The 21380-nt window shown below is 67.8% G+C and carries 15 protein-coding genes; 8 read left to right on the top strand and 7 right to left on the bottom strand.

The window, feature by feature from the left end; all coding sequences use genetic code 11:
- Window positions 1-37 precede the first annotated feature (37 nt).
- The 3 genes from E3O46_RS08045 to E3O46_RS08035 form a co-directional block, all read right to left on the bottom strand.
- Window positions 38-1498, bottom strand: coding sequence for a glycoside-pentoside-hexuronide (GPH):cation symporter (locus E3O46_RS08045; protein WP_198413367.1), 1461 nt, complete (start codon window positions 1496-1498; stop codon window positions 38-40).
- A gap of 116 nt (window positions 1499-1614) precedes the next feature.
- The gene (uxaC, locus tag E3O46_RS08040; protein WP_134561485.1) at window positions 1615-3012 is read right to left on the bottom strand and encodes a glucuronate isomerase; all 1398 of its coding nucleotides are present in this window, start codon (window positions 3010-3012) and stop codon (window positions 1615-1617) included.
- Window positions 3013-3093: 81 nt separating this feature from the next.
- Entirely contained in the window at window positions 3094-5448 is a 2355-nt protein-coding gene (locus tag E3O46_RS08035) for a tagaturonate reductase (RefSeq protein ID WP_134561484.1), read from the bottom strand.
- Window positions 5449-5667: 219 nt separating this feature from the next.
- Between E3O46_RS08035 and E3O46_RS08030 the strand changes: the two genes are divergently transcribed.
- Window positions 5668-6465: an IclR family transcriptional regulator gene (locus E3O46_RS08030; protein WP_166791046.1), complete on the top strand. Its 798-nt coding sequence runs from the start codon at window positions 5668-5670 to the stop codon at window positions 6463-6465.
- A gap of 47 nt (window positions 6466-6512) precedes the next feature.
- Here the strand turns inward: E3O46_RS08030 and E3O46_RS08025 are convergent, their stop codons facing one another.
- Together E3O46_RS08025 and E3O46_RS08020 are read right to left on the bottom strand one after the other, a co-directional pair.
- Window positions 6513-7355, bottom strand: a complete 843-nt coding sequence (locus E3O46_RS08025) for an alpha/beta fold hydrolase (protein ID WP_134561482.1) — start codon at window positions 7353-7355, stop codon at window positions 6513-6515.
- Between the two features lie 14 nt (window positions 7356-7369).
- The gene (locus E3O46_RS08020; protein WP_134561481.1) at window positions 7370-12241 is read right to left on the bottom strand and encodes an NAD-glutamate dehydrogenase; all 4872 of its coding nucleotides are present in this window, start codon (window positions 12239-12241) and stop codon (window positions 7370-7372) included.
- A 262-nt stretch (window positions 12242-12503) separates the two neighbouring features.
- Here E3O46_RS08020 and E3O46_RS08015 point away from each other — a divergent pair, with 262 nt between their 5' ends.
- The 4 genes from E3O46_RS08015 to E3O46_RS08000 all read left to right on the top strand — a co-directional run bounded on the left by E3O46_RS08015 (window position 12504) and on the right by E3O46_RS08000 (window position 16031).
- A complete protein-coding gene (locus E3O46_RS08015; RefSeq protein ID WP_166791045.1) occupies window positions 12504-13397 on the top strand; it encodes a neutral zinc metallopeptidase in 894 nt (297 codons plus the stop codon).
- An 86-nt stretch (window positions 13398-13483) separates the two neighbouring features.
- Complete coding sequence (locus E3O46_RS08010; protein ID WP_134561479.1) at window positions 13484-14374, top strand: DUF4190 domain-containing protein; 891 nt, start codon at window positions 13484-13486, stop codon at window positions 14372-14374.
- Between the two features lie 216 nt (window positions 14375-14590).
- Window positions 14591-15004 (top strand): DUF6176 family protein, encoded by a 414-nt coding sequence (locus E3O46_RS08005; RefSeq protein WP_174775121.1) that lies wholly within the window; start codon window positions 14591-14593, stop codon window positions 15002-15004.
- 49 nt (window positions 15005-15053) lie between these two features.
- A complete protein-coding gene (locus E3O46_RS08000; protein ID WP_134445945.1) occupies window positions 15054-16031 on the top strand; it encodes an NAD(P)H-quinone oxidoreductase in 978 nt (325 codons plus the stop codon).
- Between the two features lies 1 nt (window position 16032).
- Here E3O46_RS08000 and E3O46_RS07995 read toward each other — a convergent pair whose 3' ends face one another.
- The gene (locus E3O46_RS07995) at window positions 16033-16395 is read right to left on the bottom strand and encodes a DoxX family protein (RefSeq protein WP_134445946.1); all 363 of its coding nucleotides are present in this window, start codon (window positions 16393-16395) and stop codon (window positions 16033-16035) included.
- A 170-nt stretch (window positions 16396-16565) separates the two neighbouring features.
- On the opposite strand from E3O46_RS07995, the gene E3O46_RS07990 reads away from it, so the two are divergent.
- From E3O46_RS07990 to E3O46_RS07980, 3 genes are all read left to right on the top strand, one after another.
- Entirely contained in the window at window positions 16566-16967 is a 402-nt protein-coding gene (locus E3O46_RS07990) for a winged helix-turn-helix transcriptional regulator (protein WP_241975404.1), read from the top strand.
- Window positions 16967-17647, top strand: a complete 681-nt coding sequence (locus E3O46_RS07985) for a nucleoside/nucleotide kinase family protein (protein WP_420897725.1) — start codon at window positions 16967-16969, stop codon at window positions 17645-17647. The genes E3O46_RS07990 and E3O46_RS07985 overlap by 1 nt, the downstream gene beginning before the upstream one ends.
- Before the next feature lie 80 nt (window positions 17648-17727).
- Entirely contained in the window at window positions 17728-19059 is a 1332-nt protein-coding gene (locus E3O46_RS07980; protein ID WP_241987364.1) for a GmrSD restriction endonuclease domain-containing protein, read from the top strand.
- A 23-nt stretch (window positions 19060-19082) separates the two neighbouring features.
- On the opposite strand, the gene E3O46_RS07975 is transcribed toward E3O46_RS07980, so the two are convergent.
- The gene (locus tag E3O46_RS07975) at window positions 19083-21314 is read right to left on the bottom strand and encodes an alpha-galactosidase (protein WP_166791044.1); all 2232 of its coding nucleotides are present in this window, start codon (window positions 21312-21314) and stop codon (window positions 19083-19085) included.
- Between the last annotated feature and the right edge of the window lie 66 nt (window positions 21315-21380).

The raw sequence follows: 21380 nt of genomic DNA, 5'->3' as shown, positions 1-21380 counted from the left end.
CGCTGGGAAGCGGTCGGGGAGGGTACTGCTGGCCGGATCAGGCCTTGGCGGCGATTTCTTCGCCGATGATGCCCTTTTCCCAACGACCCTCTTCGAGGTCGATGGCAATGGCGTGGTACTTGTCGTCGCTCAGGCTGTACAGGAAGTAGATGATGACGGCGGCGATGGTGAGCGCGATGGCCGGGTAGATCGTCATGACGGCCTTGATGCCGAAGAGCGTCTCCGGGGACTGCTCTGTTGCCTTGGCGACGTAGCCCGTGATGGCGAGCATGCCGGCTCCGACGAGGGCGGCGAGGGACTGGGCGACCTTACGGGAGAAGTTGAATGCGGCGTAGGTCATGGTCTCCTTGCGGACACCGGTGTGCCATTCGCCGTAGTCGATCGTGTCGGAGACGAAGGCCCAGGTGACGCCGTTCGGGATGGCCAGTGCGGCGTACCCGATGGTGACGAGGATCATGAACGTCCACAGGTTGGTCGGGATGATGAAGTTCAGGCCGTTGGCGACGATGGAGATGATGAATCCGGCCATGGCCGTCTTCTTCTTGCCCCACTTGGCGACCATCTTCGGGATGAACATGATGCCCACGATGGAGGCACCGATCATGACGAGGTTGAGGACGGCCTGGAGGGCGATGTTGCCGAGGTTGTACTGGGCGAAGAAGATCATCATCATGTTGTTGACGTTCATCGAGGAGATGGTGAAGAGCGTCATGAGCACGAGGGCGAGGAGCGGCTTGTTGGTGAAGATCGCCTTGGCGTAGTCCTTCATGCCGTTCTTCTCGAAGCCGACGGCACGGTTGACGTACACCCGTTCCTTGGTGCCGCGGTAGCAGATGTAGAAGGACACGACGCCGACGATGGCCATAACCATCGAGGCGAACATGAAGTTCTGGGCGGTCATGCCGCCGAAGATCATCATCATCGGGATGAACGCGAAGCCACAGATCCACTGGGCGCCGAGCGAACCGGCCTGGCGGCTGGTCGCGAGCTCCGCGCGGTCCTTGATGTCGCGGGTCATGACCGAGGCGAGGGAGCCGTACGGGTCATTCGTGAAGGAGTAGATGATGCCCCAGACCGCGTACGTGCCGGCGGCGAAGGCGATCTTCCAGCCCATGTCCACGTCGGGCATCGTGAAGGTGACGACGGTCATAACGGCGAGCAGGATGGAGGAGACCATCATGACGGGGCGGAATTTTCCGCGCTTGCCGAAGCGGCGGCTGTCGATGAATGCGGCCGCGAGCGGGTCCATGCAGGCATCGAACAGTTTGCTGAGCGTAAAGATAAGTGCGACTACAGCGGGCGCGATGCCGGCGGTGTCGATCCAGAACTTGGTCAGGTACGACTGTCCGAGGTCGAACATGAAGCCGTTACCGAAGTCGCCGAAGCCATAGGCGACCTTCTCCTTGCGGGAAATGCGATCAATAACGGTGACGCCGGCGGAGCCTTCGGGGCCGGTGGCTCCCATGGCGCCGGGCAGGCCCTTGGTGGTTGTACTCATAATGCGGATTCACTCCTATGTGCTGGATTTAATGGGGTCGTGCTGGTTCGTGCTGGTCGTGCAGAGGTACTGTGCGGGTGGATGCTTCGAGCGGGTAAGTGCCGGAGCCGAACGGGCTAGAACCCGAAGTAGGTGTTCGCGTTGTTGTACGAGATGTCTTCGACCATCTGGCCGAGGATGGCCTCGTCGTCGGGAACTTCGCCGAGCTCGACCCATTCGCCGATCAGTTCGCACAGGATGCGGCGGAAGTACTCGTGGCGCGGGTAGGAGAGGAAGCTGCGGGAGTCCGTCAGCATGCCGACGAAGTTGGAGAGCAGGCTCTCCTCCGCGAAGGTGGACAGCTGCAGGCGCATTCCGTTGCGGGTGTCGTTGTGCCACCAGGCGTTGCCGAGCTGGAGCTTCTGGACGACGTCCTTCTGGTAGGAGGCCATCAGGGTGATCAGCGGCAGGTAGTCGTTGGGGTTCAGCGAGAAGATGATCGTGCGGGGAACCGCATCCTCGGATTCCATCGCGTTGAAGAGCTTGGCGAGCGGCTCGGCGATGTTGCGGTCGTTGATCGCGTCGTAACCGGTGTCGGCGCCCATGCGGGCGAAGCCCGGGTCGTTGATGTTGCGCATCGCGTGGATGTGGTACTGCATCGTCCAGTCCTTGGCGCTGTAGATGCGCATCAGGGCCTTGAGCAGTGCCGTGCGGTACTGCGCGATCTCGGTCGCGGTCAGGGTGCCGCCGGAGAGGGCGGTCGTGACGATCGTGTCGAGTTCGGCCGGGGTGGCCTCCTCGTAGACGACGATGTCGAGGGCGTGGTCGGACAGGCGTCCGCCCATGGTGTGGAAGAAGTCGACGCGCTGGGTGAGGGCCTCGACGATGTCCGCGAACGCGGTGATGCTGACGCCGGCCGCGGTGCCGAGGGTGGCGATGTACGCCGCGTACCCGGCCTGGTCGATGTTCAGGGACTTGTCCGGACGGAACGCCGGGAGCACCTTGAACGCGCTCTCAGCCTTGAGCACCTCGTGGACGTGCAGGTCATCCGCGGGGTCGTCCGTCGTGACGACGACCTTCACGTTCATGCCCTTGATCAGGCTGCGGCGGGAGAACGCCGGCGTCGCGAGGAGCAGGTTGGCCGCGTCGTAGATCTCGCGGGCCGTTGCACGGCTGATCACGGTGTCGATGCCGAAGAAGCGCTTGAGTTCGAGGTGCGCCCAGACGTAGAGCGGGTTGCCGAGCGCCTTTTCGAGGGTGCCTGCCCAGGCGTAGAACTTGTCGAAGTCGGCGCCGTCTCCGGTGATGAGGCTCTCGGGGACCCCGTTGGTGCGCATCAGGCGCCACTTGTAGTGGTCACCGTAGTTGTTGCCGCCGAGCCAGGCTTCGGTGATCGTCGCGAAGTTGCCGTCCTCGAGGATCTCCTGGGGGCTCAGGTGGCAGTGGTAGTCGACAATCGGCATATTCTTCGCGTGATTGTGGAAGAGCTTCTTCGCCATCGGCGTGGTCAGCAGGAAATCGTCATTCAAAAACATCAGAAACAGTCCTTCGTTCCGTACAGTCGTTGTGGTGAATCAGTCGTTGTGGTGAATCAGTCGGTGGGTTGATTCGGCCGATCAGGCCAGGAGCGCGATGGTCGCGCGGGCACCCAGGGTGCGCAGGTTGTCGAGGCCGGTGGTGACCTCGGCGACGAGGCCGGGGAGTTCGGTGAGGTCGCGGCCCCAGAGCGAGTCATCGCTCAGGATCGCTTCGACGTAGTCGGCCGTCACGTTGCTACCGGTCGCGGTGGCCGTCGCGTATGCGGCGTGGAAGGTGGCGAGCACCTCGTCGCTGTCGACGGGGACGACGGTGACCGCAGCGTCGCCGCTGTAGGTGAGCAGCAGTGCCGAAAGGGCCAGGGTGACGCGGGGCGGGAAGGTTCCGACCTTCTCGTGGAAGTTGACCAGGATCGGCAGCAGGCGGGACTTGTACTTCGAGATGCTGTTGAGCGCGATCGAGGCGAGCTCGTGGTGCATGAAGCGGTTCTCGAAGCGTTCCTTGACGGACTCGGCGTATGCGGCGAGTTCGTCGTGCGGCAGGTCGATGACCGGCATGATCTCGTCGTACATTTCCGCGTTGACGAACTGGGAGAACTCGGGGTCGATCATCACGTCGCGCACGGTCTCGACGCCGGCGAGGCGGGCGATCGAGGCCATCGTGGTGTGCGGGGCGTTCAGCAGGAAGACCTTGCGTTCGCGGTACGGCGTCATGTCGTCGGTGACGGTCACGTTGAGACCGGCCTTCGCGAGCGGGAGGGATTCCGTCAACGACTGCGGTCCTTCGATGACCCAGAGCAGGAATGGCTCGGCCTTGACGATCGACTGGTCGTCGTAGCCGAATTCCTCGGCGAGCTCGGCGGCGCGGTCGGCCGGGTAACCGGGAACGATCCGGTCGACGAGGCTGGAGTAGAAGGTGTTGTCGGTGTTGACCCACTGGACGAATGCTGCGTCGAGCTCCCAGAGCGCGGCGGTCGCGAGGACGGATTCCTTGAGCTTGTCGCCGTTGTGCTCGATGAGCTCGCAGGGGATGATCTGGAAGCCCTTCTTGCCGAGAGAGAAACGCTCGAAGAGGAGCGCGGTGAGCTTTCCGGGGAAGCTGTGCTGGGGCTTGTCATTGAGACGGTCGCGGTCGTCGAAGGCGATGCCGGCCTCTGTCGTGTTGGAGAAGATGAACTCGATGTTGTCGTCGTTGGCGAGGTCGAGGTACTTCTGGTTGTCGACGTACGGGTTGACCGTTCCGGTGACCACGGTGATGACCTCGTGGCTCTGCACGTCCTTGCCATCCTGAAGGCCTTCGAGGAGGACCGTGTAGAGGTTGTCCTGCTCCTCGAGGGAGGCGACGCGGCCGCCTTCGATGGGCTGGACGATCTTCACGCCGCCCTGGAACAGTCCCTGGTTGTTCATCTGCTGCAGCTGCCAGTCGACGAACGCGCGGAGGAAGTTGCCCTCGCCGAACTGGATGGCCTTCGTGGGCAGTTCCGCGATCGCGGGAACAACGCTCTTGGACAGTCTCTGCATGGTCTTCGTGTTCCGTTCGGTAGTAGTGGACGTGACGGTGACCTGCATGGTCGACGTCGCTCCGGGGTCCAGGGTGATGAAGTGGGCGCCGACGTTGCACGTCTCTGCGCAGGCGGTTTCGGTCCACTCGTCGGTTCCGTAGTCTGCGATGGCGGCGGCCTTGATGCGGCCGGCGTTCCAGACGACCGTCTGCGCGGCGCCCTGCGAGACGGCGCGGATGATGCGGTCGTTCGCCGGGTCGCTGAGTTCGAGCGCCTCGGGCATCGGGTAGAGGCGATCGATCTCATCGCCGGTGAAGCCGAGCGGCAGGAGGGACGAGCCCTCGGTGGCCGGCTTGGTCGAGCGGTCCGTGTAGTCGAACGTCTCGAGGCCGGTGAGGGTGCTCGTTGTGACGTCGCCGACGGCGAAGTAGGTGTGGAAGGCTTCCTCGAACGCGAACGGGGTGGCACCGTCGTTGCGGACGGACAGCTCGAGGCCGAGCTCTGCGCCCACGGTGACCGTGTAGTGCGCGGTGAAGGGGTGGAATCCGGCGGGAACGCCGACGCTGTCCTGGGTCAGCTCGAAGACGAGCTCTGTGGCAACGGCGCCGGTCGCGGTGTCCAGGGTGCGGGAGTCGACGAGCGACCAGGTGGAGAGGCGTGCCCAGCCGTGGTTGGGAGCTGAGGCATCCGTGCCGTTCGGGCCGAACCAGGGGAAGCAGAGGGGAACGCCGCCGCGGATCGGGTCGGTGTCGGAGAAGACGCCGAAGGTGCTCATCCAGAGGACCGGCTTGCCGCCCGCGGGAGTCCAGTCGGCGACGTGCGCGCCGTGCAGGTAGATCAGGGCGGATGCCGAGGGTGTGGTGACTTCGACGGCGGCGAGGCCGCCGTGGCCCTCCACCAGACGGATGCCCTGTGCGAGCTGCTGGGTTGTCATGCGTACTCCTCTTTGAGGCGAGAAACGTGAGGCGAAAGTGTGGCGGAGCCTGATAATCGTTCCGCTCAGCAGAACGCGTGTCCGTCAGATGAAACACTAGCACCGGTTAACAGGTTCGTAACAACTGCTTTCGCGGTAGAATTGCCGTATTGAGTTCCATCGGGCAGAACCGCCTTTTCATGGTGCACAATGCACAATCTTTGGCCGCAGGAGGACAAAATGTCAGCGACTTTGATCGACGGATCTCACACTTCGAGCGAGGCCGGCGAGCCCGCGAAGGACAGCGCAGCCCGCAAACTGCTGCGCGTGCTCGAAGCGGTGTCGAACCCGGGCGAAACGCACCGGCTGAGCGATCTGGTTAAGGAGACCGGCCTGTCGAAGACGAGCGTGTTCCGTCTGCTGTCCGAACTCGTCGACGACGGCTATGTCAGCCGCACGTCGGACGGCGCGTACACACCCGGACGCGCGCTTCGGTTGCTCGGCCTGCGCCTGACTGCCAGCACGGAGGATTCGGACCGCGTGCGCACCCGGCTGCAGCGCCTCCAGCAGGACGTGCACAGCACCATCCACTTCGCCCTCCGCACCGGCGACTGGGCCACCTACGTTGAGAAGATCGAGGACACCGCGCAGCCGATCCGGATGGCGTCCCGCGTCGGCGCCCAGATCCCGTTGCACTCGACCGCGATCGGCAAGTCCGTTCTGGCCTACCTGCCCGAGAGCGAGGTGCGGCGGTACGCCGCCAACACCGGGCTGCCGCGGCGCACCGACAACACCATCACGGACGTCAATCGTTTGCTCGCCGACGGTGAGCTTGTACGCAATCGCGGCTTCTCGATCGACGACGAGGAGAACGAGGAGCACATCCGCTGCATGGCGACTCCCGTTTTCGACACCCGGCACAATCTGCTGGGCGGAATCGGCATCACCACAATCGCACCTTTGGTGACGCAGGCGAAACTCGAGTCATACGCCCCCCTGCTCCTCACCGCGGCGCGCGACATCATGTCCCTCGTCTAGCCTCCCCCCTCCCAGGCGAGGAGGCGGAGCCGCTCCTCATGGATAGCTCAGGAGGGGCCCTTGAGGAAGGCGACGATTCGTTCGCCGACCACCGGCCAGTCAGCACCGAGCCAGACCATGTGGCTGTCCGCATGACTCTCAATGAGTTCGGCAGCACGGATGCTTGAGGCGAGCGAACGCGACTGTGCGAAGGGCACTCCGCCGTCGGTTCGGGTGGCGATCACGAGGGTGGGCTGATCGACCAGAGCGGTGACATCGGGGGTGGGGCGCAGGTCGTTGACAAACCCGCGTCCGGAGCGCATCCGCCGGAAAAGTATGAGGAGTCCGGCGCGAGCGTCCGGATCCAAGCCGGCCAGGACCTCGCCCACCGGACGGGTGGACAGCGCTCCCATCATCATGCGCAGGCACATGGAGGGAGCGAACCGGGCGAGCGCGTGAACCAGGCCCCAGGTGACCCTCCCGGTCACGCCGTTGAATCCGATCCGGGCTCCCAGGCGAGTGACCGGGTCCGGGTACGGAAGCCAGCCGACTGCACTGATCAGGACCAGCCGGTCGACAAGGCCGGCGTGTCGCGCGGCGAACGTTGCGGCGGTCGGTCCCCCGCCGGAAATGCCGACGACCGCCGCGACCCGGGTGATGCCCAGGTGCGCGCACAGGTCACCCACGACATCCGCGAATCCGGTCACGGTCGTCCCTGTGGACAGCGGAGTGCGACCGTAGCCGGGTCGGGAGGGTGCGAGCACGGAGTAGCCGGCGGCGGCGAAGACGTCCTCGCCGACCGCGATCCCGGCCCGGAGGTGTCCGCCGTGGAAGACCACGATGACCGGGTCCGCGCGAATATCGAGCCGGTACTCGACTGGCCCCTCCGCCAGGCGCGTCGTCCGCAGCATCCGCCCGGGCCTGCCTACCGCCGCACGATGGAGCGCAGCAGCCGCATTGCGACCGAGAGCGAGGCCATGTCGTCCTGTCCGAGGGCGTTGACCTCGTCGAATACGCTGCGTGAGCGGGCGAGCTTTTCGGCGTTGAGTGCCTCCCAGGCGAGGAGACGGTGTTCCGCGCTTCCCGAATCCGTCGCCTCGAGCACGGCCGTGGTGATGTCGGCGACCGTCGAGTAGAGGTCGTCGCGCAGCGCCGCGCGGGCGAGGGCCTGCCAGCGGTCCGTGCGCGGCAACGCGGTGATGCGCTCGAGCAGGTTGTCCACGCCGAACCGGTCGTAGACCGTGTAGTACACGGACGCGACGTCCCCGAGCTGTTCGCCGGACTGCGCCGCGATCTTCACAACGTCGAGCAGGGCGAAGGCCTCGAAGAGCTGGGTCCAGCGGTGGCCGAGGCCGGACGGCAGGCCCCACTCCTCCGCCTTGACCAGCAGCGACCCGAGCCGGGCCTGGTCGGCGCCGCGCACGTAGTCGCCCAGGTGCGCGCGGACGAGCGCGATCTGCGGCTTGTACTGCGCCACGACCTCGGCGACCGGTTGCGAGCCGCCGTGGTTGACCTGCCAGCGCACGGCCCGGTCGAGCAGCCGGCGGATGTCGAGGTGGATCGCCGTCCAGTGCTCCGTCGGGAACGACTTCGGCAGGGCGCTCAGCTCGGCGACCATGGTCTCGAGCTCGAAGATCTCCCGGAGCGCGACGAACGCCCGGGCGATCGCCGCGGGGGTCGCGCTGGTCTCCTCCATGGCACGGAAGGCGAAAGTCACTCCCCCGAGGTTGATCATGTCGTTCGCGACGACGGTCGCGATGATCTCCCGGCGCAGTGGATGCGTGTCGAGCTCGGCGTCGAAGCGTTCGGCGAGCTGGCGCGGGAAGTACCGGCGCAGGGTGCCGCGGAACCACGGGTCGTCCGCGAGGTCGCTGTCCCGGAGCGCGGTCGTGAGCTCGATCTTGGCGTACGCGGCGAGCACCGAGAGCTCTGGCGAGGTGAGCCCCTGGCCGTGATCGATCCGTTCGTGCAGCTCCGTGGTGGTCGGCAACGCCTCGAGCTCGCGCTTCAGGTCGCCGGATGCCTCGAGCGCGTCCATCAGGCGTTCGTAACTCGGGCTCCAGCTCGCGACCTTGACCCGGTCGTTCAGCAGCAGGATGTTCTGGTCGACGTTGTCCTCCAGGACCAGCCGGCCGACCTCGTCCGTCATCGCGGCGAGGAACCCGGGGCGCTCTTCGGCGCTGAGCCGGCCGGCCGCGACCATCCGGTCGACGAAGATCTTGATGTTGACCTCGTGGTCGGAGCAGTCCACGCCGGCGGAGTTGTCGATCGCGTCGGTGTTGAGCAGCACCCCGGCCAGGGCGGCCTCGATGCGGCCGCGCTGGGTGAGGCCGAGGTTGCCGCCCTCACCGACGACCTTGACGCGCAGGTCGCGGCCGTCGACGCGGATGGCGTCGTTCGCCTTGTCGCCGACCTGCGCAGCGGTTTCGGTGCTCGCCTTGACGTAGGTGCCGATGCCGCCGTTGTAGAGCAGGTCGGCCGGTGCCGTGAGGATGGCGCGGAGCAGTTCCGGCGGGCTCAGGTGCGTGATGTTTTCGGGCAGTCCGAGGACGGCGCGCACCTCCGCCGAGATCGGGACGACCTTGGCCTGCCGCGGGAACACCCCGCCTCCTGCGCTGATCAGGCTCGTGTCGTAGTCCGCCCAGGAGGACCGGGGCAGTTCGAAGAGCCGGCGCCGCTCGGCGAACGACACGGCCGGGTCGGGGTTCGGGTCGAGGAACACGTGCCGGTGGTCGAAGGCCGCCACGAGCTTGATGTGCTCGGAGAGCAGCATCCCGTTGCCGAAGACGTCTCCGGACATGTCGCCGATCCCGACGACGGTGAATTCCTCGGTCTGGGTGTCGAGGTCGAGTTCACCGAAGTGGCGCTTGACCGATTCCCAGGCGCCGCGGGCCGTGATGCCCATGGCCTTGTGGTCGTAGCCGATCGAGCCGCCGGAGGCGAAGGCGTCGCCGAGCCAGAAGCCGTAGTCGGCGGAGAGGCGGTTGGCGATGTCGGAGAACGTGGCGGTGCCCTTGTCCGCGGCGACCACGAGGTAGGAGTCGTTGTCGTCGTGACGCACGACGTTCGCCGGGGGAACGACCTGCTCACCGGCATCCGTCAGCACGAGGTTGTCGGTCAGGTCGAGCATGCCGCGGATGAAGGTCTTGTATGCATCGATGCCTTCGGCCAGCCAGGCGGCCCGGTTGACACCGGGGTCGGGCAGCTTCTTCGCGAAGAACCCGCCCTTGGCGCCGGTCGGCACGATCACGGCGTTCTTGACCGTCTGCGCCTTGACGAGGCCGAGCACCTCGGTGCGGAAGTCTTCGCGCCGGTCCGACCAGCGCAGCCCGCCGCGGGCGACCATGCCGAAGCGCAGGTGCACGCCCTCGACGCGCGGCGAGTACACCCAGATCTCGAACATCGGCTTCGGGAACGGCAGTGCCTCGATGCGGCTCGGGTCGAGCTTGATGCTCAGGTAGGGCTTGTTCTGGAAATAGTTCGTGCGCAGCGTCGCCTCGATGAGGTTCAGCAGCACCCGCAGCACCCGGTCGGCGTCGAGGGTGGCGACCTGTTCGATGGCCGTGGCGAGCTGCGCGCGCACCTCCTCGGTGCGACGGATGCGTTCGGTCTCGTCCCGCGCGGGGTCGAACCGGGCCTCGAAGAGGTCCACGAGCCCGCCAGAGACCGCGGGGTTGGCGAGCAGGGTGTCGCCGACGAAGTCGTAGGAGTTGGTGTTGCCCATCTGGCGCAGGTACTTGGCGTAGCTGCGGAGGATGACCACGCGGCGCCAGGGCATGCCTTCGCGGAGGACCAGGCGGTCGAGTCCGTCCGACTCGATGGCCCCGCTGACCGCTGCGCCGAAGGAGTCGGCGAGCAGGTCGCCGGTGCCGACCGGGTCGACGCCCGCCGGGTAGCGCAGGCCGAGGTCGTAGAGGAAGAATTCACGCCCGTCGGAGGTCTTGATCTCGAAGGGTACCTCGTCGAGAACCTCGATACCGAGGTTCTGGAAGTACGGCAGGATCTGGCTGAGGCTCTGCGACTCCATCATGTAGAGCTTCACCCGGGCGTCTTCGGCGGGCCGGTCAGCGGCGTTCGGGGAGAGGTAGACGTGCACGCCCGGGCGAGGCGAACCCGTCACGGATGCCGCGGCATCCCGCGCGACCGCACTCTTCAGGCCCGCGGCGTATGCCTCGAACCTGCTGATGTCGACGAGGGCGTCCTCGACTTCATAGTCGACCTGGTAGCTCGGCGGGAACGCCTCTGCCCAGAGGTGCGCGAGCCTGGTGTCGTGCAGCTGCTCGGTGATCCCCTCCGCCCAGGACCGCACGGCCATGGCCAGGCGGGGTTCGAGTGCCGCGGCGAGCGCGGCGACGTCGTCGGCCGTTCCGACAGCGGCCGTCTTCGGCAGGCGGATCCGGTAGAACAGGCGGGCGAGGGTGGACTCCGTCATGCGGGCCTCGAAGTCGAGGGATTCCGCGGAGAAGGTCTCGGTCAGTTCCTTCTCGATCCGGAGGCGCACCGCCGTCGTGTACCGGTCGCGGGGGAAGTAGACGAGGGCGGACATGAAGCGGCCGAACAGGTCCGGGCGCAGGAAGAGCCGGGTCCGCCGGCGTTCCTGCAGTCGCTGGATGGCGACGGCCGTTGCGACGAGGGTGGGCACGTCGATCTGGAAGAGCTCATCGCGCGGGTAGGTCTCGAGGATGCCGAGCAGGTCCTTGTCGCTGTGCGAGCCCGGCGGGAAGCCGACCTCGGCCATGACGGCATCGATCTTCTCGCGCAGGATCGGCACGTCACGCACGGAGCTCGTGTACGCGCTCACGGCGAAGAGGCCGATGAAGCGCTGCTCTCCGTTGACGTTGCCGTTGGCGTCGAAGCTCTTGATGCCGATGTAGTCGAAGTACGCGGGACGGTGCACGCTCGAGCGGGAGTTGGCCTTGGTGATCACGAGGGCGCGCCGTTCGCGGGCCATGGTGCGCCCGGCATCCGTCAGGTGCTGGATCTCGTGCCCGTCTTTCACGGCGCGCAACAGGCCGAGACCGCTGTCGTCGCGGATGGAGAGGACGTCCTCGCCGTCGACCGTCTCGAGGTCGTATTCGCGGTAGCCGAGGAAGGTGAAGTTGTCCTGGTCGAGCCAGTGCAGCAGGTCCCTGGCTTGCGCCAGGTCGGGGATGCCCTCGGCGTGCGGCAGCTTCCCGAGTGCATCGGCGATCTGCACGGACTTCGAGCGCATCGCGGGCCAGTCGTCCACGGCGGCCCGCACGTCGTGAAGCACCCGCGCGATCCCCTCGGCCAGGCGCTCGCGGGCCTCGACGCTCGCGCGGTCGATCTCGATCGCGATCCACGACTCGAGATGCGGCGAGTCCTCCTCGTTGCCGAGCAGGTGGGAGATGTCGGGCATCGCGGAGGTGTCGCCGCTCGAGACGCCCGCGTTGACCGGCATGCGGGTGACCCTGACGAGCTCGTGGGTCTCCCGGTTGCGGGTGACGACGAGCAGGGGGTGCACGACGAGGTGGATGGCCGCGTGCTGGCGGACCAGTTCGGCGTTGACCGAGTCGACGAGGAACGGCATGTCGTCGGTGACGACGTAGAGGATGCTGCGGTCGGTTTCGGTCCGGATCTCGATGTTCGCCGTCTTCGGCGGCCGGGTGAGGGCGACCTGCCAGTGGCTCTCCGCCCGTGCGCGCAGCGTGGCCGGGTCGTATTCCCTGGCATCGTCACCGAGGTGCTCGTAGTAGTCGGCGACGAAGGCCTCGGTCGTCGACGCTTCGGTGTTCGACAACGCACTGGACAGTTCGGACGACGATTTTGACGACATTGACAAAAGGCACCCATTCGCTTCTGATCCCGCTCGCTCTTGAACGAGGACCGCTTGGACCCCCATCGTAGTTTCGTTCGCCGAAGCTCGCACATCGCCCCCTGTCGATGAGTCACGAACTGCGAGCTGACCTATCGGGCTGCTATGAGTCTGCCTATACTCGCGAGAGTTGACACTCGGGCTCCACGCCGCGAATCGGATGATGTCGCTCCGGTCGCTCCTGACAACACCACACACGCACTCCACAAGGGAGTCCACCACCATGAAACTCACGTCTGCTCTGTGTGCCATCGCCCTGATGTCAGTCCTCGCCTTCGCGGGAGGCGGCGCGGTGACCGCGGTGACCGCGGCCGCCGCGGATCCGGGCGGCGGGCACGCCGCGGCATCCGTCCCCAGGAACTCCGCACAGGGCGCGCACCCGAGCGGGGTGCTGCAGGTCGCCGTCGGCCCCTCACCGTCCGGCATCACGCCGACGAGCACCTCGGGCACGCCGGGGATCGGGGGCGTGCCGACGGCCAATATCGTGGGGTCGAGCGGCACGATGAAGGACTTCCTCGTGTCAGTGCTCGGCGACGTGGATGCCTACTGGACCGGCGTGTGGAAGGACGACGGCCGCCCGGCACCCTTCGTGACCTATGCCTTCCCCGCGGCGGGCGAGGTCGTGCCGTCGATGTGCGCGCCGGGCTTCTCCGATGACATGAGCGCGTACTACTGCCTGTACGACGACAAGATCACGGTGTCGCAGAGCCTCGCCCAGAAGATCTGGGACGGAACCCTCTACGCGAACACCGACGGCACGAGGACCCATAAGACCGGCGACTTCTCGGTCGCTTACGTCGTCGCGCACGAGTACGCGCACGAGCTCCAGAACGAAATCGGCATCTTCAGCACCGCCGGTTCGATCTACCCGGTCTACAAGATCGAGCTGCACGCCGACTGCTGGGCCGGGGTCTGGGCGAAGTCGGCGGAGGACGAGGGGATCCTCGACCAGGGCGACATCAAGGAGGCCGGCCAGACGACTCTCGACCTGGGCGACTACGCCTTCGACAACCCCCAGCACCACGGCACCCCCGAGCAGCGCAACGAGGCCTTCCTGGAGGGGTACGACGGCGGTAGCGAAGGGTCCTGCGACGGCTGGCTCAACGACACGTACTGACGACACCCCTTTATGGGGGTAGACAGGAGTCGTTGAAAATAGCGGGACGCTGCAAGGCTGGACGTATGTCCGATTCTCAGCAAACAGTGAGTTCACCCCCAGAATTCGGCGGAAGCAACCTCCCGCCCGCACCGCCCGTGCCGCCCGTTGCACCCGCGCCGCTCGCCCCCACGAGCAACCCCTTCGGACTGGTATCCCTCATCGTCGGCGCCGTCGCCTTCGTGGGCGCGTTCATTCCGATCGTCAATTACGTGTCCGGGTTCGCCGCCATTGCCGGGCTCGTCTTCGGAATCATCGCCGTGACCAGAAAGGGCAAGCCGAAGGGTCTTGCGAAGGGCGGGATCGCGGCATCCGGTGTCGCCCTTCTGCTGTCGATCGTGCTCGCGATCGTGTACACGATCGGCTTCGTCGCCGCCGTCAATGACGCCCAGGGCCTGAAGTCGGGCACTTCCTCGAGCGACACGTCCGGCGACAGCTCGGACTCGGGTGACAGCCTGACCGACCCCACCGAGGTTCCCTCGAACGAGGGCGAGGTCGGAACCCGCACCAACCCGGCCCCGATCGGCACGACGATCGCAACGACCGCGGACGGCGAGCCGGAGTATGAGATCACCCTCGGCGCCCCGACCCTGAACGCCGACGCGATCATCGCCGCTGAGAACCAGTTCAACGACGCCGCACCCGCCGGCATGCAGTACGCCATGCTGCCGATCACGGTCACCTATCAGGGCACCACGACCGGCACCCCCTGGATGGACCTCGACGTGTCCTTCGTGTCCGCCGCCGGCACCACGCACAGTGAACTCGACAGCTCGGTCGTCGGCCCCGCGCCGCTGTCCGACATCAACGAGCTCTACCCCGCCGGAACGGCGACCGGCAACGTCGTGATCGCCATCCCGACAGCGGATGCCGCGACCGGCACCTGGGTCATCTCGCAGTCGTTCAGCGACCAGAAGTTCTACTCGGCAGCGCAGTAGGCCCACCCTCACTGTTCCGTTGCGGAGAAAGCACCCTCGCCCACGCGACGAGGGTGCTTTCTCCGTGACTGAGGCGTTGAGGGCGCTTGTCGGGCCGCCCGGAACCACGGTTGCGGCCCGCGATGAGGGGACTACGCTCTCCGGTGGAATGATCCACTCGCGGCTTCGGCCCGCTCGGCTCCTGCCGCATGTCATTACTTCAAAGGAGAAGATGTCATGGAATACATCACGTGGTTTGCCCCCATCCTGCCCGGCAAGACCGAGGCCTGGCAGTCCTTCGCCGCGGAGATGGCCGGCGCGCGCCGCGAGGAGCACGAGCGGTCCCGGCGTCGGATGGGCCTGCATCGCGAGGTCGCCTCGCTCATGTCGACCCCGCAGGGCGACTTCGTCGCGCTCTATCACGAGGCCGACGACCTCGCCAGGATGTTCCGCGACTTCGCCACCTCCCAGGATTCCCACGACGTGTGGTTCCGGGACAAGATGATCGAGTTCCACGGCCTCACGCCCGAGATGCTGGAGGGTCCGCCGCCCGCGCGACTGGTCCTCGACTACAACGAGGAGACCTGGGCCAGGCAGGGCGCCGGCCGCGGCGAGGGGCGTGGCGGGGCCCGCACCTCCGACACCGAGTAGGACTCCGGCGCCCCGGCGGCGTCCCAGCGGCCGCTCGTAGGATGAGGGCATGCGCGCAATTCTGGTACCCGTACCCGGAGGGCCCGACGCCCTCACCCTGTCAACCGTGGCCGACCTGGAGGTCGGACCCAGGGACATCCGCATTCAGGTCGCCGCCGCCGGCGTCAACCGGGCGGATGTCTCCCAGCGGCAGGGCTACTACCCATCGCCCGCCGGGGCCCCGGCCTGGCCGGGCCTCGAGGTGTCGGGGATCGTGACGGAGGTCGGCAGCGCGACAACGCTCTTCGCCGTCGGTGACCGGGTCTGCGCACTGCTCGCGGGCGGCGGCTACGCGGCCGAGGCCGTCGTGCACGAGGAACTCGCCCTGCCCGTGCCCGAAGCGATCGACCTCGTCGACGCGGCAGCGCTGCCCGAGGCGCTCGCGACGGTCTGGTCCAACGTCTTCCTCGCGGCCGGGCTGCAGAGCGGCGAGACCCTGCTCGTCCACGGCGGGGCGAGCGGAATCGGCACGACCGCGATCCAGCTGGCCCGGCTGGCCGGCGCGCGCGTCGCGGTCACGGCAGGCTCCCCCGAGAAGCTCGCGGTCTGCCGCGACCTCGGCGCAGACATCCTGATCGACTACCGCAGCCAGGACTTCCCCGCCGAGATCGACCGTGCCACCGAGGGGCACGGCGCCGACGTGATCCTCGACATCATGGGCGGCTCGTACGCGGCGCGCAATATCGCCGCGCTCGCGCTCGACGGGCGCATCATGGTGATCGCCAACCAGAGCGGCCAGGACGCCGTCTTCAACCCGATGTACCTCATGCAGAAGCGCGGCCGCTACTGGGGCACGACCCTGCGCGCCCGTCCGTTCGCTGAGAAGGCCGCGATCATCGCAGCCCTCCGCACGGATGCGTGGCCCTGGCTCGAATCCGGGGCCTTCCGTCCCGTGATCGACAGCCGGTACCCGTTCAGCGAGGCGGCGTCCGCGCACCGCCGGATGGAGGCATCCGCCCACGTGGGCAAGATCGTGCTCGTGCCCTGACTCAGGCGAGGAAACTCAGGATCGCGACGGCGGCGGCGAGCACGAGCAGGACGACGTTGACGCCGAGCGAGGAGAGCTCGCCGCGACGCACGTGAACCGTGATGGCGCCGATCTGCAGGAGCACGAGCCCGATCGCGGCGATCGGAGTGAAGACGGGCGCGATTCCGGTGGCGAGCGGCAGGATCACGCCGAGGGCGCCGAGCAGGCCGAGCGCCCCGATCACGGTGACCTGGGGCTCGGTGAAGTCCTCGACCCACGGCATCATCGGCTGCAGTTGGGCCTTGCTGCGGACGACCTTGATACCCCCGGCCATGAGGTAGACGACGGTGAGGAGGACCGCTGTGATCCAGAGGGCGAGAGTCATGGCATCCGTTTCGTTGAGTTTCCGGTGTTTGTCTGGGAGTCTGGCAGGTGTGACGCGCCCGTGATTGTTACGATTGGTGCCTAACATCACGAGTGGTTACTTTTATACCGCACGGGCCCCACGCACTGCTCTGTGCCTTGGGCACACGGAGGTAAGAAATGGAGTTCCGCATGACGACAACGGACGTACACGCCGCCCGGATGGACGACATCTGTTCCGGCGAGGGCGACGACGGACGGGTCGTGCGCGACTTGCTCGAACACCTCGGCGACAAGTGGACCCTCCTCGTCGTGGGGATGCTCGAAGGCGGGGCAATCCGGTACTCCGAGCTCAAGAACCGGGTGCCCGGCATCTCCCAGCGGATGCTGACGCTCACCCTCAAGAAGCTCGAGCGCGACGGACTCGTGAGCCGGGAGAGCTTCCCGGAGATCCCGCCGCGGGTCGAATACGAACTCACGCCGCTCGGACACACGCTGCTCCCGCCGGCGATCGCGTTCGCGGCGTGGGCGCACGACAGTTCCGCCGAGATCCTCGCCCGGCGGGCCGAGTTCGACGCGCGGGTGACCCGGTGATCGAGACGGGAGCGGGCGCGGGCGCGGGCGCGCCGACCGTGATCGAGACCACGGTCGATGAACTCGCGGCGCGCGTGCGCCGGGTGCTCGCCGGGTCGGCCGACGCTGTGCCGCGCATCCTGCTGGGGCTCTGCGGCGCGCCGGGCTCGGGCAAGTCAACGCTCGCGGCGGCGCTCGTCGAGCGGCTCGGAGCCGGGACCGCCGTGATCGTGCCGATGGACGGCTTCCACCTCGCGACCGACCTGATTCGCGGCACGCCGCTCGCCGAGCGCCGCGGCGCGATCGACACCTTCGATCCCGGCTCGTACCTGTCGCTGCTCCGCCGGCTCCGCACCCGCGACGAGGACGTCGTCTACGCCCCCTCGTTCCGCCGCGGCCTCGAGGAGCCGATCGCGGCATCCATCGCCGTACCCCGCGGTGTGCCGGTGGTCATCACCGAGGGCAACTACCTGCTCGCCGATGCCCCCGTCTGGCGCGAGCTGCGCGGCGAACTCGACGCGGTCTGGTTCATCGACACGCCCGACGCCGTTCGGCTGCCGCGGCTGATCGGCCGGCACGTGAGCTTCGGGCGCGACGCAGCGGATGCCGCGGCGTTCGCCCGTGGGAGCGACCAGGCCAATGCAGACCTCATCGACCGCACTCGCGGGCGGGCGGACCTGATCCTGCGCCTCGCCGACTGACCCGCATTCGGAACGCCCCGGAGTGGGTGTGGGGGCGAGCCTCCGGTTACGCCTAGGCTCAGGTGACCCGGAAGGCCGCCATGACGCCCGCACCACAGAAGCCCACCACCCTCGAAGCGAAGATCAGGCGGTTCGTCGGTTCGCTGAAGCCGCTGAGCTGGATCGGCGGCGGAATCGTCGTATTTGTCCTGCTGCTGGCTTCGATCGGAGGGTTCGGCTCCCTCCTCGTGATGGCCGGGCTGATCGGGCTCGTGACGGCCCTCTATTCTGTCGTCTCCGGTCGTGGCTCCTGGGCTGCGCTTCCCTCCCGCAAGGTGGCGGCGATTGCGCTCGCGGCAAGCCTCGTGCTCACACTGGTGGGCGGCGGCGTCCAAGCTGCGACACACCCCGCAGGGCGGCTCGCCGACACGTCCGCGGCGAGTTCGAGTGCGAGCGCGACCCCGACCAGCTCGAGTTCGATCGTGAAGGCCACGGCCACGGCCACGCCCACTGCGGCGGCGTTCACCGAGGAATCGCCCGCAGACCCCGCGAGCGTCACGGCGGCCTCCGATGCTGCGACGGTCGCGATCACCGACACCTCGGCGACGAACGGCCTCGCCGTCACCCTGCTCGCGACGCTCGCGGTCAAGGGCAAGGCGCCCAAGACCGGCTACGACCGGGTCGGCGACTTCGGCACCGCCTGGCTCGACGTCGACCGCAACGGCTGCGACACCCGCAATGACGTTCTCGGCCGCGACCTCACGAGCGTCGTCAAGTCGGGAACGTGCACGGTCATGACCGGCACCATAGTCTCCCCGTACACGAACGCGACGATCGGCTTCGTGCGGGGAGCGGCGACATCCGCCCTCGTGCAGATCGACCACGTCGTGCCGCTCGCGAACGCCTGGCAGACCGGCGCGCAGCAGCTCAGCCAGGCGCAGCGCGTCTCGCTCGCGAACGATCCGCTCAACCTGCTCGCGGTCGACGGGCGTTCCAATGAGCAGAAGAGCGACGGCGACACCGCGACCTGGCTCCCCGCGAACAAGGCATACCGATGCCACTACGTCGCCCGGCAGATCTCGGTCAAGGCGACCTACGGCCTCTGGGTGACGCAGGCCGAACGGGATGCGATGACGCGCGTCCTCGACACCTGCCACAGCGAGCCCGCCCTCACGTCCGGATTCACGCCGGCACCGGCACCCGCGCCCGTCGTCGTCGCCCCGGCCACCGCGGCGCCCGCTCCCGCCGCCGCCCCCGCACCCGAACCCGCTCCGGTCGTCGCCCCGGCCCCCGCGCCAGCCCCCGCGCCGGCCACGGCCTACTACAAGAATTGCGACGCCGTCCGCGCCGCCGGAGCCGCGCCGATCCACCCCGGCGACCCGGGCTGGCAGTCCAAGTTCGACCGCGACGGCGACGGGATCGGCTGCGAGTAGCCGCCCCCTTCGCGAGGCGCGACTCAGAGGCGGGTGAGCTCGAAGAGGGCCGCCTGCTCGGGGGCGAGCAGCGGAGCGGGCAGGCCGACCTCGGCGAGCACGGTGCCGCTCAGGGTCTCCGACCCGTGCTGCAGCCAGGCCGGCGCGGCATCCTGGATCACGCGCGGCTCAATCGTCGGCACGCCGGACTCCCCCGCCCCGGAAGGCTCAGCGCCCGGGTCGACTGCCCCGCCGATCGTCAGCGGCCGAACCGTGTACCGCGCGTCCGGGTCGAGCCCGGGGAACCGCAGCGAGGCAGGCAGTGCGGTCCGCGGCGCGGCGAGCGCGACGTACGCGAAGACAGCGGATGCCCCGTCGCAGGCCACGACGCCGTGCAGCTCGAGCGCGGGGTCCGACGCATCCGCGTGAACAACGACACCCGAGTGCAGCAGCGGACGAAGCCGTTTGTATTCCGCAATCCACCCGGCGACGGCCTCGAGCTCGCCGGCCGAGGCACGGGTGAGGTCCCACTCGATACCGGCGCTGCCGAAGAGCGCCGTCGCCAGCCGGAAGCCGAGCGACGCGGTGCGGCCCGTGATGTGCGCGGTCGCGGCGCCGAGGTGCCCGCCGAGGTACTCCGGCGGCACCAGCACTCCGGTATACCGCTGGATCTGCTGCCGCTCGAGCGGATCGTTGGTGTCGCTCGTCCAGACCCGGTCGACGAGCGGAAGGATGCCGAGGTCGATCCGGGCCCCGCCCGAGGCGCAGGATTCGATCTCGAGTCCCGGGTGCGCGGCGCGCAGCGTGCCGAGCAGCCGGTAGACCGCCTCGGTCTGCCGGTGCGCCGAGCCTCCGAGGAGGTCACGGTTGTGGTCCCATTTCAGATAGGCGATCGGGTACTGGTCGAGCAGGGCCGTGAGGCGGGCGAGCACGTACGCGAAGGCATCCGGGTTGCCCAGGTCGAGCACCCGCTGGAACCGCCATTCGAGCGAGCCTGCTGCGCCGAGCACCCAGTCCGGATGCGCCCGCGCGAGCTCGGAGTCGAGGCTCACCATTTCCGGTTCGACCCAGAGCCCGAAGGAGAGACCCGCCGCGTGCACCCGCTCGACCAACGGGTGCAGGCCGCCCGGCCAGGTCACGGGGTCGACGAACCAGTCGCCGAGCGCGCGTTTGTCGTCGGTGCGGCCGGTGAACCAGCCGTCGTCGAGCACGAAGCGCTCGACCCCGACCCGCGCGGCCGCCTCGACGAGCCGGGTGAGCGTCGGCAGGTCGTGGTCGAAGTACACGGCCTCCCAGGTGTTGAGCACGACCGGGCGCGGGTCGTGGATCGTCGCCCACGACCGAATCCATGGATGCAGCCGCGCCGACAGCCCGTCGAGTCCGGTCGCCGAGTACGCGGCCACGGTCCAGGGTGAGGTGTAGCCGGCCCCGGCTGGCAGGGCCAGTTCCCCGGGGGCGAGCAGTTCGCCGCTGCCGAGGGTTGCGGCGCCGAGGGCCGAGCGCTCCGCCCAGACCCGCTTGTCGCCGCTCCAGGCGAGATGCACCGCCCAGACCTCCCCGCGGCGGAACCCGAACCCGGGCACCCCGGCGACCGACAGGAACGGGTCGTCGTGGCCGGGCCGGCCGTGCCGGCTCTCGCGGCTCCAGACTCCGTGCGCGAGTCTCGTGCGCTGCGGACGGCGTTCGTGGCTCCACAGCCCGGTGAAATCGAGGAGTTCGCCGGCCCGGTCGGGTACGGGCAGGGTCATGTCGAGCGAGCCGAGTTCGAAGTCGGTGTCGCCCGTGTTGGTCAGGGTGTGCCGCACGCGCAGCACGCCCTCGACCGTGAGTTCAAGGTCGGTCGACACCGAGACGGATGCCGCGGCATCCGCCGTGTCGATCCGGAGCGAGCGCGCACCCCGGCGCTGCACCGCCTCGAGCCGCAGCGCGAGATCCGCCGGCCGACCGGAACCGATCGAACCGGCAGAACCGGCAGAACCGGCGGAACCGGCGACGCCGCGCCGGAAGCCACTCAGCCCCGGCCGGCCGCTCCACCCTTCGGCGAACGTCGGCAGCAGCGAGAGCCGCAGGGGCACGTCGATCGAGCTCGGCGGGACCGCGGGAATCGCGGCATCGGCGAGCGCGGCCAGCTCGGGCCAGGAGAGGGCACCGAGGTTGGCGCCCCAGTGCACGATCGCGGGAACGGCCGTGCCGCGGGCGTCCAGCACAAGGCTGGTGCCCGCGGCACGGAGGTAGTACAGACCCGCCGGGGAGTCCGTCGACGGAGTGTGAGTCACGTGGATCGCTGCTAACTGCTCACACTGCGTGAACGGGTCGGTACGGATCGCTCCCGGGGAGCTGCT

Origin of the sequence: Cryobacterium glucosi (assembly GCF_004402235.1) — a bacterium.
Lineage (GTDB): Bacteria > Actinomycetota > Actinomycetes > Actinomycetales > Microbacteriaceae > Cryobacterium > Cryobacterium glucosi.
This window is presented reverse-complemented; position numbering and strand designations above follow the sequence as displayed.

What these genes read in the sequence shown, in the direction of transcription:
- E3O46_RS08045 (WP_198413367.1), bottom strand. Translation starts at nt 1,498, where the DNA reads ATGAGTACAACCACCAAGGGCCTGCCCGGCGCCATGGGAGCCACCGGC.
- uxaC (WP_134561485.1), bottom strand. Translation starts at nt 3,012, where the DNA reads ATGTTTTTGAATGACGATTTCCTGCTGACCACGCCGATGGCGAAGAAG.
- E3O46_RS08035 (WP_134561484.1), bottom strand. Translation starts at nt 5,448, where the DNA reads ATGACAACCCAGCAGCTCGCACAGGGCATCCGTCTGGTGGAGGGCCAC.
- E3O46_RS08030 (WP_166791046.1), top strand. Translation starts at nt 5,668, where the DNA reads ATGTCAGCGACTTTGATCGACGGATCTCACACTTCGAGCGAGGCCGGC.
- E3O46_RS08025 (WP_134561482.1), bottom strand. Translation starts at nt 7,355, where the DNA reads ATGCTGCGGACGACGCGCCTGGCGGAGGGGCCAGTCGAGTACCGGCTC.
- E3O46_RS08020 (WP_134561481.1), bottom strand. Translation starts at nt 12,241, where the DNA reads ATGTCGTCAAAATCGTCGTCCGAACTGTCCAGTGCGTTGTCGAACACC.
- E3O46_RS08015 (WP_166791045.1), top strand. Translation starts at nt 12,504, where the DNA reads ATGAAACTCACGTCTGCTCTGTGTGCCATCGCCCTGATGTCAGTCCTC.
- E3O46_RS08005 (WP_174775121.1), top strand. Translation starts at nt 14,591, where the DNA reads ATGGAATACATCACGTGGTTTGCCCCCATCCTGCCCGGCAAGACCGAG.
- E3O46_RS08000 (WP_134445945.1), top strand. Translation starts at nt 15,054, where the DNA reads ATGCGCGCAATTCTGGTACCCGTACCCGGAGGGCCCGACGCCCTCACC.
- E3O46_RS07995 (WP_134445946.1), bottom strand. Translation starts at nt 16,395, where the DNA reads ATGACTCTCGCCCTCTGGATCACAGCGGTCCTCCTCACCGTCGTCTAC.
- E3O46_RS07990 (WP_241975404.1), top strand. Translation starts at nt 16,566, where the DNA reads ATGACGACAACGGACGTACACGCCGCCCGGATGGACGACATCTGTTCC.
- E3O46_RS07980 (WP_241987364.1), top strand. Translation starts at nt 17,728, where the DNA reads ATGACGCCCGCACCACAGAAGCCCACCACCCTCGAAGCGAAGATCAGG.